Here is a 13548-nt window from a genome sequence, read left to right as displayed (position 1 = left end):
CAGCCCCGCGTCCGGCGCCGGGGTATCGCTCATTACGGCGACATCTGCGCATAGTGTGGCTTCTGCGCATTCTGCGCACGACGACGGCGAGGAGGCCCCGATGCGCTTCGCGACCCACGTCCTGGTCCTGCAGCTCGCCACGGTGTCGGCCGCCGTGCTGGTCTGCGCGGGGCTCGTCACCGCGCTCAGCGTCCAGCAGCTGCGCGGCGAGGCGGAGGGGACAGCGCTCGCCATCGCCCGCACCGTCGCCGAGGACCCCGACGTGCAGGACGCGGTCGCCGCGTCCTCCGCGGTGCCCGGCGCGCCCGCCGCCTCGGAGCTGCGCGGCGGACCGCTCGAGGACGTCGCCGCCGCCGTCGAGCAGCGCACCGGCGCGCTCTTCGTCGTGATCACCGACGACCAGGGCATCCGCCTCGCCCACCCCGACGAGGACCGCCTCGGCGAGCGGGTCTCGACGAGCCCCGACGAGGCGCTCGCCGGGCGCGAGAGCGTCTCGTGGGGCACCGGCACGCTGGGCGAGTCGGCACGGGCCAAGGTCCCGGTCTTCGCCGCGGGGGAGCAGCGGGTCGTCGGCGAGGTCAGCATCGGCTTCGCGCGCTCCAGCGTCTTCACCGACCTGCCGACCGCGCTGCTCGGCGTCCTCGCCGCGGCGCTCGCCGGGCTGGTGCTCGCCGCCGTCGCCTCCGTCTTCATCCGCCGCCGCCTGCTGCGCCTGACGCTCGGCCTCGCCCCGGAGGAGCTCACCTCGCTCGTGCAGGACCAGGCCGCCGTGCTCGACGGAGTCGACGAGGGCGTGCTCGCGCTCGACCGCGACGGGCGCGTCGGCGTCTGCAATGCGCGGGCCGCCGCGATCCTCGGCTCCGACGATCCGACCGGGCGGGCGCTGCACGGGCGGCCGCTCGCGGAGCTCGACCTGCCCGTTCCGCTGGCCGACGCGATCGGCGCCGCGCTGCACTCCGTCGAGCCGCCCCGCCCCGGAGGCGAGGAGGGCTTCGTCGTCCGCTCCCGCATCGTCTACGTCGACATCCGCCGGGTGACCCGCGGCGACCGCGACCTGGGCGTGGTGGTGGTGCTGCGCGACCGCACCGACCTCGCCGCGCTGAGCCGGCGCCTCGACGCGGTCGGCGCGATGACCAACGCGCTCCGGGTGCAGCGGCACGAGTTCGCCAACCGCCTGCACGTGGTCGCGGGCCTTCTGGATGCGGGGCGGACCGCGTCGGCGCGCGACTACCTCGACGAGGTGCTGACCCGCGGCCCGCTCAAGTACCCGGTGCAGCACGCCGACCGCCTGCAGGAGCCGTACCTCCAGGCGCTCGTCGGCGCGAAGGGGATCGAGGCGGCCGAGCGCGGCGTGCTGCTGACGCTCGGTGAGGAGACGCTGGTGCGCGGCACCGTCGTCGAGCCGGAGGACGTCGCCACGGTGGTCGGGAACCTGGTGGACAACGCGGTGCGCGCGGCGGTCGAGGGGCGGCGCGACGTGCGCTTCGTCGAGGTCGAGCTGCTCGACGACGGCGACGCGCTCTTCGTGACGGTCGCCGACTCCGGCGACGGAGTGCTCGATCCGGACTCGCTGTTCGACCGGGCCGGCGCGGGCGACCCCGTCGAGGACGACGGTCGCGTGCACGGCCGCGGCTTCGGCCTGCCGCTGTGCCGTGAGGTGGCCGCCCGGCGCGGCGGCGAGGTCTGGCTGGCGGACGCCGGCGGAGCGGAGTCGGGGGCCGTGCTGTGCGCGCGCCTCCCCGGAGCGGTGCGGCCGCCGGAGCAGGACGGGGACGGGTCATGAGCGCGGACACGGCGCGGGAGCGCACGGTGCTGGTGGTGGACGACGACTTCCGGGTCGCGCAGCTGCACGCGGACCTGGTCGAGGCGCGGCAGGGGCTGACGGCCCTTCCTCCGGTGCACACGGCGCGCGCGGCGCGGGCGGCCGTCGCCGAGCACGCGCCCGATCTGCTGCTGCTCGACGTGCACCTGCCGGATCAGAGCGGGATCGCGCTGCTCCGCGAGCTCGACACCGACGCGTTCGTCGTGAGCGCCGCCTCCGACGGGGCGACGGTGCGGCGCGCCCTGCACGCGGGAGCGCTCGGGTACCTCATCAAGCCGTTCGAGGCGCGCCTGCTCGGCGAGCGCCTCGACGCGTACGTGCGGTTCCGGAACGTGCTGCGGGAGGACCGCGCGGCCGATCAGGAGGCGGTGGAGCGGGCGCTGCGCATCCTGCACTCGGGCGACGCGACCGCCGCGCAGCCCTCGCGCTCGGCGACCGAGCAGCTCGTCCTGGCGCGCCTGGCCGAGTCGGGCGCCGAGCTGTCGGCCCTCGAGGTGGCCGAGCGCGCCGGCATCTCGCGCGCCACCGCCCAGCGCTACCTCTCGGGTCTCGCGGGCCGCGGCCTCGTCGAGATGACCCTCAGCTACGGCACCACCGGCCGCCCGGAGCACCGCTACCGCGCCCGCTGACCCTCCGCGAGCGGAGTCCGCGATCGATCCGGCGGGACGTTCTCGGCGGTCGGGACCCGCTCTCGGGGACCTGAGCGCCTAGGGGAGCTGACTGCGGAGCACCGGCGTGCGGTGCTCGGTCGAGCCGAACGGGGGATCCGCGTGTCAGCGGATCGTCGTAGGCGGTCGGGACCCGCTCTCCGGGACCCGACCGCCTAGGGGAGCCGACCGCGGTGCGCCGCCCCGCGGCGTTCGGTCGAGCCGAACGGGCGATCCGCGTGTCAGCGGATCGTCGTAGGCGGTCGGGACCCGCTCTCGGGAAACCGACCGCCTAGGAGAGCCGACTGCGGTGCGCCGCCTCGCGGCGCACGAGACGACTCAGTGCGTCGCGTCGACGTCCGCGCCCGCGGCCTCGGCCACGCGGCGGCGCTCGGCGGCCTCGGCGGCCATGCGACGGCCCTTGGGGCTGACGAGGGAGGCGATCACCGTGATCACGAGGACGCCGATGATGACCGAGAGCGACAGTCCGGTGCCGATCTCGAAGACCTCCACGTGCTCGCCGTTGTTGATGAACGGCAGGTTGTTCTCGTGGAGCGCGTGCAGGATCAGCTTCACGCCGATGAAGGCGAGGATCGCGGCGAGGCCGATGCTGAGGTAGACGAGGCGGTCGAGCAGACCGTCGATGAGGAAGTAAAGCTGGCGCAGGCCCAGAAGCGAGAACGCGGTCGCCGTGAAGACGAGGTACACGTCGCTGGTGAGGCCGAAGATCGCCGGCACGCTGTCGAGGGCGAACAGGATGTCCGTTCCGCCGATCGCCGCCATGACGAGGATCATCGGCGTGAGGACCTTCTTGCCGTCGATGTGCGTGTAGAACTTGTCGCCGTCGTACTGGTCGCTCGTCTTGAAGATCCGCTTGGCCAGGCGCACCATCACGTTGTCGCTGGAGTGGTCGTCGCCCGGCTTGACCAGGTTGAACGCGGTCAGCAGCAGGATCAGGCCGAAGATGTAGAAGACCCAGGCGAACGAGTTGATCAGCGCGGCGCCGAGGAAGATGAAGCCGGTGCGGGCGATCAGCGCGAAGACGATGCCGAAGAGGAGCACCTTCTGCTGGTCGGCGCGGGGCACCTTGAAGCTCGCCATGATGATGAGGAAGACGAACAGGTTGTCGACCGAGAGGGCCTTCTCGGTGATGTACCCCGCGAAGTACTCCGATCCGGGCGTCGCTCCGCCGAAGACGAGGACGCCGAGCCCGAAGAGCACGGCGATGCCGACGTAGAGCGCCGACCAGATCGACGACTCCTTCAGCGTGGGCTCGTGGGCCTTCCGGACGTGGAAGAAGAAGTCGAAGAGCAGGAGCAGGACGATGAAGACGATCGTCAGGGTCCAGATCAGGGGCGATACGGTCATGAAGGGGCTGGCCTCGCTCGTGAAGGGGGGTCGGGGGACGGTCGCGGGGGTCGCTCGTCAAGGGAAAAGGTAGCGAGGCACCGTGACGAGCAGGGTGCCCGCCGATGGATCGTGAGTATCTTCTCAGTTCTCCGCGCGTCCCTCGCGCCCAGCGGCCGGGGCGCCACACTGGTCACCATGACCGGCGCCGCTGTCGACAGGACCTTCCAGGACGCCTCCGGCGTCGTCATCCACTACCGCTGGTGGCCGCACCCCTCGCCCCGCGCGATCGTGCAGCTGGCCCACGGGGTCGGCGAGCACTCGGGGCGCTACGTCGAGCTGGCGGAGGCGCTGGTCGCCGCCGGGTACGCGGTCGCGGCGGACGACCACCGCGGGCACGGCCGGACCGGCCTCGAGCAGCACGGCGGCGACTCCTCCCGGCTCGGACTGCTGGGGCCGGGCGGCCTGCGCGCGACCGAGGCGGCGATCCTCCGGCTGACGGAGCTGCTCGCGGAGGAGAGCCCGGGAGTGCCGATCGTGCTGCTCGGCCACTCCTGGGGGTCGCTCATGGCGCAGCGGATCGTCGACCGCCACTCCGGCGCCTACGCCGCGCTCGTGCTGAGCGGCACCGCCTACCGCCTCCCGGGGCACATGAACGCGGGCGACCTGGCGAAGCGGCACCGCGTCGCCGGCGGCCTCGGCCTCGAGTGGCTCTCCCGCGACCCGGAGGTCTGGCAGCGGTTCCACGACGACCCCCTCACCTTCACCACGCCGCTCGCGAAGCGGATCGGGCTGGTCGAGACCCTGCGGCTGGTCGGCCGCCCGAAGCGCGGGCCCGAGCATCCGCTGCCCCTGCTGCTGGTCGTGGGCGCCGACGACACCCTCGGCGGCGAGCGGTCGGTGCGCGCGCTCGCCCAGGCCTACCGGCGGCGGGCCGGGTACACGGACGTCTCGGTGCGGGTGTACCCGGAGGCGCGGCACGAGCTGTTCCAGGAGCTCAACCGGGCCGAGGTCACGGCCGATCTCGTGGAGTGGCTGGGCGAGCGCTTCCCCGCCCCGGCTCGCGCCTAGGCTGGCGTCATGCATGGCGAGTACAAGGTCCCCGGCGGAAAGCTCGTGGTCGTCGACCTCGACGTGGTCGACGGGAGGTTCGCCGGGTTCCGCCTGGCGGGCGACTTCTTCCTCGAGCCCGACACGGCCCTCGACGACATCGACCGCGCGGTCGTGGGCCTCCCGGCCGAGACCGACGCGAAGTCCATCGCCGCCGCCATCCGGCAGGCGCTCCCGGCCGACGCGGTCCTGCTCGGCTTCACGCCCGAGGCCGTCGCGGTCGCGATCCGCCGCTCGCTGCAGAAGGCGACCAGCTGGCGCGACTACGACTGGCGCATCGTGCACGACCGGGCCGTCCCTCCCGCGACCCACCTGGCGCTCGACGAGGTGCTGACCGCGGCGGTCGGCGAGGGCCGTCGCGAGCCGACGCTGCGGATCTGGGAGTGGGACCAGCCCGCCGTCGTCATCGGCAGCTTCCAGTCGCTCCGCAACGAGGTCGACCTCGACAACGCGGCGAAGTACGGCGTCGACGTGGTCCGCCGCATCTCGGGCGGCGGCGCGATGTTCATGGAGGCGGGCAGCGTCGTCACGTACTCGCTCTACGTCCCCGGCGACCTCGTCCAGGGGCTGACCTTCGCCGACTCCTACGCCTTCCTCGACGAGTGGGCCGTCAGCGCGCTGCAGTCGCTCGGGATCGACGCGGTCTACCAGCCGCTCAACGACATCACGTCGCCCTCGGGCAAGATCGGCGGCGCCGCGCAGAAGCGCCTGGGCTCCGGCGCCGTCCTCCACCACGTGACCATGAGCTACGACATCGACGCCGAGAAGATGGTGCAGGTGCTGCGGATCGGCCGCGAGAAGCTCTCGGACAAGGGCATCGCCTCCGCCGTGAAGCGCGTCGACCCGCTGCGCAGCCAGACCGGGCTCAGCCGCGCCGAGATCATCGAGCGGATGAAGGCGACCTTCGTGCAGCTGCACGGCGGCGAGGCGGGGACGCTGACCGAGGAGGAGTACGCGGCGGCGGAGGAGCTGGTGCGGACGAAGTACTCGACTCCGGAGTGGCTGCGGCGCGTCCCCTGACCGGCGGGTCCGGGGCGGCGGTCGCCGGCGCGTGGCCCCGGAGTGGAACGCGGCGGACCGGACCGGCGGGAGCCCCTCAGCTCGCGAGGAGCTCCTGGTAGTCCGGGTGATCGGCGATGAACTCGGCGACGAACGGGCAGGCCGGGACGATGCGCCCGCCGAAGCGCTCGTGCGCGTCGTCGAGGGCCGCCTCGACGAGGGTCTCGCCGAGGCCCTCGTGGCGGTGCTCGGGCGCGATCTCGGTGTGGAGGAAGACCACGTCGCGGCCGCGGACGGCGTAGTCCGCGACTCCGACGGTCTCGCCGTCGAGCCAGAGCGTGTAGCGGGACGAGTCCTCGTCGTGGCGCACCTCGGAGATCATCGCGCCACTCTACGCCGGAGCCTCCCCGGCACCCGTCGAGCGCGGGCGCGAGGCGCGGAGCGTGTCGCCGGGCTCGCGCGCACTGGCACAATTGCCGGGTGCCCAGGACGATCCAGATCGCGGACGGCGTCCCGGAGTCGCGGAGCGCGGTGTTCCACGCCGACAACCTCGAGGTCCTGCCGCAGCTGGCCGACGGGGCCTTCACCGTCGTCTACCTCGACCCGCCGTTCAACACGGGCCGGGCGCAGGTGCGCACCTCGACCACCTCGGTGCGCTCCACCACCGGCACGATCGCCGGCTTCAAGGGGCGCAGCTACGAGCGGATCCGCGGCGACCTGCTCCGCTACGACGACCGCTTCGACGACTACTGGTCGTTCCTCGAGCCGCGTCTGGCCGAGGCGTGGCGGCTCCTCGCCGACGACGGCACCCTCTACCTCCACCTCGACTACCGCGAGGCGCACTACGCGAAGGTGCTGCTCGACGCGCTCTTCGGCCGCGAGTGCTTCCTCAACGAGATCATCTGGGCCTACGACTACGGAGCGAAGGCCACGCGCCGCTGGCCGACCAAGCACGACACGATCCTCGTCTACGTGAAGGACCCGCGCGGCTACCACTTCGACTCCGCCGCCGTGGACCGCGAGCCGTACATGGCCCCGGGCCTGGTGACTCCCGAGAAGGCCGAGCGCGGCAAGCGGCCGACCGACGTGTGGTGGCACACGATCGTCTCGCCGACCGGCCGCGAGAAGACCGGGTACCCGACGCAGAAGCCGGAGGGGATCCTCCGCCGCATCGTGCAGGCGTCCAGCCGCGAGGGCGACGCCGTCCTCGACTTCTTCGCCGGCTCCGGCACCACCGGCGCCGTCGCGCACGCCCTCGGCCGCCGCTTCGTCCTCGTCGACGAGCACGCCGACGCGGTCGCCGTCATGCGCCGCCGCTTCGCCGCCCTCGACCCGGCGCCGCTCTTCCTCTGACGCGGACGCGGTGGCGTGGGCGGGCGGGCCGCGTGCGCCGACCCGTCCGCGGCCTACGCGCTCTGCTCGGCGACTCCCACTGTCCAGAAGTTGTCGCACTCGAGGTCGATCGCTCCCACTGTCCAGAAGTTGTCGCACTCGACGCCGATCGCTCCCACTGTCCAGAAGTTGTCGCACTCGACGCCGAGTGCGACAACTCCTGGACAGTCGTGATGCGGGGGACGCCTCCCCAACGGCGGGATCGGCAGTTCGTCCACAGAATGCGGACCGCGGGAGTCGGACGAGGATCCCGGACGGCCAGAATCGCGACATGTCCAGCACCGACCTCGGAGCCTTCACCCGACGAGCCGCACTCCGCGCCGGGGTGTCGGACGCCCAGCTGCGCACTCCCGCCCTGGCCAGCCCCTTCCACGGAGTGCGCACCCGGGTGGCGCCGGTCACGCACCTGGAGCGAGCCGCCGCCTACCTGCCCCGACTGAGGCCCTGGCAGCTCTTTTCCCACCTGACCGCGGCGGAAGCCTGGGGAGTGCCGCTCCCGGCGCGACCCGGAGAGGACGATCCGATCCACGTGGCGGCGACGACGCCGCACCGGCCCCCCAGGACCCGGGGTGTGATCGGCCACACCCTCACGGAGACGGACCGGGTCGAGCGGCACGGCCTGCCGGTGACGGGAGCGGCGTCGACGTGGATCGCGCTCGCGCCTCTGGTCTCCGCCCGAGACCTCCTCGCGGCGACGGACCACCTCCTGTTCGAGCCGCGCTACCCGCGCGGGGACGACCCGCGTCCCCATGTCCGGCTTCAGGAGCTGCAGGACCGCCTGGCCTCTCATCGGGGCCGGGGCCGACGTGGCCTGGCTGCGGCGCTGCGGCTGGCATCGACGGGAGCCGCCTCGCGGAGGGAGACCTGGCTCCGGGCCCTCGTCGAGGAGGCGGGACTGCCCGCGCCCGCCGTGAACGCCGAGATCAGGATCGGCGGTCGGCTGCTCGCCGTCGGCGACCTGGTCTTCGAGCGGTGGAAGGTGGTGGCGGAGTACGACGGCGGCCAGCACCGGACGGACGACGCGCAGTTCTCGCGCGACCGTGAACGGCTCCTGGCCCTTCACCTCGCGGGCTGGATCGTCGTGGTCGTCCGCGCAGAGGGTCTGACCCGGGGCCGAGCGCAGACGGTCGCCGAGCTCCGTGCCGCTCTCGAAGCCCACGGCTGGCGGCCGTGACCGCCCCCGACTCCGGAGCCGCTCGAGCACTCGTAGCCAGCCGACTGTCCAAGAGTTGTCGCGCTCGGCGTCGACTGCGACAACTCCTGGACGGTCGCGGGCCCGGCTCAGCTGCTGGCGCTCGTCCGGCTGTCCAAGAGTTGTCGCTCGGCGTCGACTGCGACAACTCCTGGACGGTCGCGGGCCCGGCTCAGCGGCTGGCGCTCGTCCGGCTGTCCAAGAGTTGTCGCTCGGCGTCGACTGCGACGACTTCTGGACGGTCGCGGGCCCGGTTCAGCGGCTGGCGCTCGTCCGGCTGTCCAAGAGTTGTCGCGCTCGGCGTCGACTGCGACGACTACTGCGTACTCGCGGGCCGGGGTCAGCTGCTGGCGCGGACGACCAGCGACGTCGGCATCAGCGTGCGGTGCTCCACGGGGAGCCCCTCGATGCGCGCGGTCAGCAGCTCCACCATGCGGGCGCCGAGCTCGTCGGGGAGCTGGCGGACCGTGGTCAGCGCGGGCACGGCGTTCCGCGCGAAGAGGTCGTCGTCGAAGCCCACGACCGAGACGTCCTCGGGGATCCGGCGGCCGGCCTCGCGGAGGGCGGCGTAGGCGCCGACCGCCATCTGGTCGTTCGCGGCGAAGACGCCGTCCAGGTCGGGATCGCGGTCGAGGAGGCGGCGCATCGCGTCGGTGCCGCTGGCCGGCGAGAAGTCGCCCCACTCGACGAGGTCGTCGGCGAGGCCGGCGTCGGTGAGGGCGCCCCGCCAGCCGATCAGGCGGTCGACGCCCGGCGGCATGTCGGCGGGTCCCGCGATGGTCGCGATCCGGCGCCGGCCGCGCTCGATGAGGTGCGCGGTGGCGACGGCCGCCCCCTCCGTGTTGTCCACGTCCACGAAGTAGGAGCCGCGCTCGTCGGGCGAGAGCGGCCGGCCGCCGAAGACGATCGGCAGCGTGCCCGAGAGCGCCGCGTAGGAGTGGTCGCCCGAGTGGTGCGAGACCACGAGCGCCCCGTCGACGTTCCCGCCGAGCAGGTACCGCCGCGTCTTCTCGCCGTCCGTCTCGGACGCGATCAGCATCGAGAGCGTGTAGTCCGTGTCGGCCAGGCGCATCGCGGCGCCCTGCACGATCGAGGCGAAGAACGGGTCCGCGAAGACGCGCGCGGTCGACTCCGGCACGATCAGCGCGATCGACTGCGTGCGCCGCGAGGCGAGCATCCGCGCCGCGTGATTGGGCACGTAGTCGAGCTCGCCGATCGCCTTCTCGACGGCGGCCACGATCTCGGCCGCCACCTGCGGGGCGCCGTTGACCACCCGCGAGACCGTCGCGCGCGAGACTCCGGCCCGCGCCGCGACCATCTCGAGGGTGGGGGAGCGGCCCCCGCCGCGGACGCCCGTCGGCTCGCTCACGGGTCAGTCCAGGATCGCCGCGGCGCTGCCGCCGAGCAGTCGGGAGTAGACCAGGCCCGAGTCCTTCACGGTCCGCTCCTGCGTGTCGTAGTCGACGCGCACGATGCCGAACCGCTTCTCGTAGCCCCAGGCCCACTCGTAGTTGTCGAGGAGGGACCAGACGAAGTAGCCGCGGACGTCGGCGCCCTGGTCGATCGCGTCGGCGACCTTCTCGACGTGGTCGAGCACGTACTGCGTGCGGTCCGCGTCGTGCACGCGGCCGTCCTCGACGACGTCGTCGTAGGCGGCGCCGTTCTCGGTCACGTAGAGCGGAGGGAGGTTCTCGTACTCCAGGCCCAGGCGGGTCAGCAGGTAGCGCAGCCCGTCGGGGTTCACCTCCCAGTCCATCGCGGTGCGCGGCAGACCGCGCGACGGGAAGGTGATGAACTCGGAGCCGACCCAGGGGGAGCCGACCTCGCGGTCGGTCGCCTGGGCGAAGTCGTCGGCTCCGGCCGGCAGCGGATGCGCCGAGACGTTGTCGTCGTGATAGTGGTTCACGCCGAGGAAGTCGAGCGGGAGCGAGATGAGATCGAGGTCGCCGTCGACGATCAGCTCGTCGAGCCCGAGCCCTTCGACGTCCTCGAGCAGGTCCTCGGGGTACTCGCCGCGCAGCAGCGGGTCGAGGAAGATCCGGTTCTGGAGCGCGTCGAAGCGGCGTGCGGCGTCGAGGTCGGCCTCGTCCTCGGGGTCGTCGGGGACGGCGTTCGAGAGGTTGAGCGTGATGCCCAGGTTCTGCGCTCCGAGCTGCCGGAGCGTCGAGACGGCCAGCCCGTGGGCGAGGTGCGTGTGGTGCACGGCGGCGAGGGCCTTCTGCTGCGAGATCACGCCGGGGGCGTGCACGCCCGCGCCGTAGGAGAGCAGGGTCGAGCAGAACGGCTCGTTGAACGTCGTCCAGTGCTGCACCCGGTCGCCGAGGCTCTCGTAGACCGCCTCGGCGTAGTCCCGGAAGCGCTCGGCGGTGTCGCGGTTCGCCCAGCCGCCGGTCTCCTCGACGGCCTGCGGGAGGTCCCAGTGGTAGAGGGTGAGCCACGGCAGCACGCCGGCGCCGAGCAGCTCGTCGACCAGGCGGGAGTAGAAGTCGAGGCCCTCGGGGTTCACCGCGCGGTCGCCCGGCTTGACGCGCGCCCAGCTGACCGAGAAGCGGTAGGAGCCGAGCCCCAGCTCCTTCATCAGCCGCACGTCCGCGGGCATCCGGTGGTAGTGGTCCACCGCGACCTCGGGGGTGTCGCCCTTCGCGACCGCTCCGGGGACGCGGGAGAACGCGTCCCAGATGCTGTCCTCCTTGCCGCCCTCGTGGCCGGCGCCCTCGATCTGGGCGGCGGCGGTCGCGGATCCCCAGAGGAAGCCGGCGGGCCAGTCGCGGACGGCGAGCCGGTCGGCGCGGGCGATCTGCTCCGAGAGGCTCGGGGTCGCGGGGGAGGGGGTGGGGGCGGCGCTCATTGCGGACTCCTTCGGCAGCGGTCCGACCATCCTAGAGCCCCGGTGGAGCGCTCTCTCGCCCCGGAACGCGGGACATCGCACCGCGGACGACCGCGAGGCGCCGCCTCCCCGGCCGGACACCGCGGTGAGGGCGGTGTCCGGGCGGCGGAGGCGGCGCCTCGGAGGGGCGGAGCGGAGCGCAGGACGCGGGCGGCCGGCGCTTCCCGATCAGGCCCGGTGGGCGCCGTGCCCGTCGCGGGGAGGGGCGGTGCGGATCGAGTCCGTCCGGACGTCCGGCTCGATGCTGCCCGCGGCCAGGTCGGCCCCGGCGCGCGCGGCGAGCTGCGGGTCCGTGCGGCGCAGCTCCTCCGCGCTGTCCTCGGCCGCGAGGTCGTGCGCCTCCTGCATGGCCGACTTCGCCCGCAGCGGCGGGGTCTTGAGGAACCACGAGAGCACGAAGGCCAGCAGGACCACGCCCAGCGCGACCTGGAACACGGTCACGGTCGCGTCGTTGAACCCGGTCAGGAACGGAGCCGACAGGGCGCGGTCCGCGGTGTTCAGGAAGGAGGTGTCCCCGTCGAGCGCGGAGCCGATCGCGGCGGTGTCCTGCGACTGCAGCAGCTTCAGGATCCCGGCGTTGGCCGGGTCCGCGGCGACGGCCGGATCGGTGGCGGCCCGCTGCAGATCCGCCGCGAGCGCCGGGTTCTTGAAGGCCGCGGCGATGGTGTCGGGGATGCGGCTGAACAGCACCGAGAAGATCACGGCGGTGCCCAGGGTGCCGCCGATCTGGCGGAAGAACGTGGAGGCGCTGGTCGCGACTCCCATGTTCGCCACGTCGACCGAGTTCTGCGACGCCAGGGTGAGGGTCTGCATCATCTGCCCGAGCCCGAGGCCCAGCATCAGCATCCCGCCCATCATGAAGATCACCGGCTTGTCGATCGTCACGAAGGTGAAGTAGAAGAACGCGGCCGACATCAGGAAGGTTCCGACGATCGGGAAGGCGCGGTAGCGGCCCGTGCGCGAGATGATCTGGCCCGAGACGATCGAGGCGATCATCAGGCCGAGGATCATCGGCAGCATCAGGAAGCCGGACTCGGTCGGCGTGGCGCCGTTCACCAGCTGCAGGTACAGCGGGATCGCCATCATGCCGCCGAACATGCCGAAGCCGACGAGGACGCCCAGCACGGTCGCCATCGAGAAGGTCGGCGAGCGGAAGAGCTTGAGGGGGATGAGCGCGTCGTCGCCCATCATCCGCTCGGCCGCGATGAAGCCGATGACGCCCAGCGCGCCGACGATGTAGCAGACCCACGCGATCGGCGAGCCCCAGCCCCACTCGCGGCCCTGCTCGGCGATCAGCAGCAGCGGTCCCGCGGCGATGACGACGAGGGAGGCGCCCCACCAGTCGATCCGCACCGAGCGCTTGCCGGCGGGCTTGGGCAGGTGGAGGAACCGCACGACGATGAAGAGCGCGACGGCGCCGATCGGGAGGTTGATCAGGAAGACCCAGCGCCAGCCGGTGATGAAGAGGATCTCGGGGGTGCCGGCGAGCAGGCCGCCGATGAGCGGTCCGACGACGCTGGAGATCCCGAAGACGGCCAGGAAGTATCCCTGGTACTTGGCGCGCTCGCGCGGGGGCAGGATGTCGCCCATCACCGTGAGCGCGAGCGACATGAGCCCGCCGGCGCCGAGGCCCTGCACGGCGCGGAAGCCCGCGAGGCCGAGCATCGAGGTCGAGAAGCCGGCGAGCGTCGAGCCGATCAGGAACAGCACGATCGCGATCAGGTAGAGCGGGCGGCGTCCGAAGATGTCGGAGAGCTTGCCGTAGATCGGCGTCGCGATCGTCGAGACGATCAGGTAGGCGGTGGTCACCCACGCCTGCTGCGAGAGGCCGTCGAGGTCGTCCGCGATGGTGCGCATCGAGGTGCCGACGATGGTCTGGTCGAGCGAGGAGAGGAACATCCCCGCCATCAGGCCGAAGATGACGAACAGGATCTGCCGGTGCGACATCACGGCGCCGGACGGCGTCGAGGTCGGAGCGGATGGAGCGGAGGCGGAGTCGGCCACGGTGGTCCCCTTGTCTGGCGGACGCGTCCAGGCACGGCGATCCGCCGCAAACGTTGCGTGCTGCGCAAAGTTACACCGCGTGCGGAGAGCGCGACAGAGCGTCCGGCGAGCCTGAACGGGATCTCAGGGCCGCCGTGCCGGGGCCGTG

At 72.5% G+C, this 13548-nt stretch carries 11 protein-coding genes; 6 read left to right on the top strand and 5 right to left on the bottom strand.

Annotation, left to right across the window (positions count from 1 at the left end; all coding sequences use genetic code 11):
* The first annotated feature begins 100 nt into the window (after positions 1-100).
* The gene (locus GSU40_RS13020) at positions 101-1783 is read left to right on the top strand and encodes a sensor histidine kinase (RefSeq protein ID WP_104347765.1); all 1683 of its coding nucleotides are present in this window, start codon (positions 101-103) and stop codon (positions 1781-1783) included.
* Entirely contained in the window at positions 1780-2451 is a 672-nt protein-coding gene (locus GSU40_RS13015; protein ID WP_104223865.1) for a response regulator, read from the top strand. The genes GSU40_RS13020 and GSU40_RS13015 overlap by 4 nt, the downstream gene beginning before the upstream one ends.
* A 357-nt stretch (positions 2452-2808) precedes the next feature.
* On the opposite strand, the gene GSU40_RS13010 is transcribed toward GSU40_RS13015, so the two are convergent.
* Positions 2809-3837, bottom strand: coding sequence for a TerC family protein (locus tag GSU40_RS13010; RefSeq protein ID WP_104223866.1), 1029 nt, complete (start codon positions 3835-3837; stop codon positions 2809-2811).
* 177 nt (positions 3838-4014) lie between these two features.
* Between GSU40_RS13010 and GSU40_RS13005 the strand changes: the two genes are divergently transcribed.
* Entirely contained in the window at positions 4015-4887 is an 873-nt protein-coding gene (locus tag GSU40_RS13005; protein WP_160035221.1) for an alpha/beta fold hydrolase, read from the top strand.
* A 9-nt stretch (positions 4888-4896) separates the two neighbouring features.
* On the top strand, positions 4897-5946 hold the full coding sequence (locus GSU40_RS13000; RefSeq protein WP_104225162.1) for a biotin/lipoate A/B protein ligase family protein: 1050 nt from the start codon (positions 4897-4899) through the stop codon (positions 5944-5946).
* Between the two features lie 76 nt (positions 5947-6022).
* Here GSU40_RS13000 and GSU40_RS12995 read toward each other — a convergent pair whose 3' ends face one another.
* Positions 6023-6307, bottom strand: coding sequence for a GNAT family N-acetyltransferase (locus GSU40_RS12995; protein WP_104238619.1), 285 nt, complete (start codon positions 6305-6307; stop codon positions 6023-6025).
* A gap of 98 nt (positions 6308-6405) precedes the next feature.
* Here GSU40_RS12995 and GSU40_RS12990 point away from each other — a divergent pair, with 98 nt between their 5' ends.
* Together GSU40_RS12990 and GSU40_RS12985 are read left to right on the top strand one after the other, a co-directional pair.
* Positions 6406-7278 (top strand): site-specific DNA-methyltransferase, encoded by an 873-nt coding sequence (locus GSU40_RS12990; protein WP_104225160.1) that lies wholly within the window; start codon positions 6406-6408, stop codon positions 7276-7278.
* Positions 7279-7588: 310 nt separating this feature from the next.
* Complete coding sequence (locus GSU40_RS12985) at positions 7589-8491, top strand: hypothetical protein (RefSeq protein ID WP_160035219.1); 903 nt, start codon at positions 7589-7591, stop codon at positions 8489-8491.
* A 358-nt stretch (positions 8492-8849) separates the two neighbouring features.
* Here the strand turns inward: GSU40_RS12985 and GSU40_RS12980 are convergent, their stop codons facing one another.
* The 3 genes from GSU40_RS12980 to GSU40_RS12970 form a co-directional block, all read right to left on the bottom strand.
* Positions 8850-9827: a LacI family DNA-binding transcriptional regulator gene (locus GSU40_RS12980; RefSeq protein WP_104329579.1), complete on the bottom strand. Its 978-nt coding sequence runs from the start codon at positions 9825-9827 to the stop codon at positions 8850-8852.
* Positions 9828-9881: 54 nt separating this feature from the next.
* Entirely contained in the window at positions 9882-11357 is a 1476-nt protein-coding gene (locus GSU40_RS12975; RefSeq protein WP_160035217.1) for a GH1 family beta-glucosidase, read from the bottom strand.
* 207 nt (positions 11358-11564) lie between these two features.
* On the bottom strand, positions 11565-13343 hold the full coding sequence (locus GSU40_RS12970; protein WP_104226227.1) for an MDR family MFS transporter: 1779 nt from the start codon (positions 13341-13343) through the stop codon (positions 11565-11567).
* Positions 13344-13548 lie beyond the last annotated feature (205 nt).

The organism is Rathayibacter sp. VKM Ac-2805 (assembly GCF_009834265.1).
GTDB lineage: Bacteria > Actinomycetota > Actinomycetes > Actinomycetales > Microbacteriaceae > Rathayibacter.
This window is presented reverse-complemented; position numbering and strand designations above follow the sequence as displayed.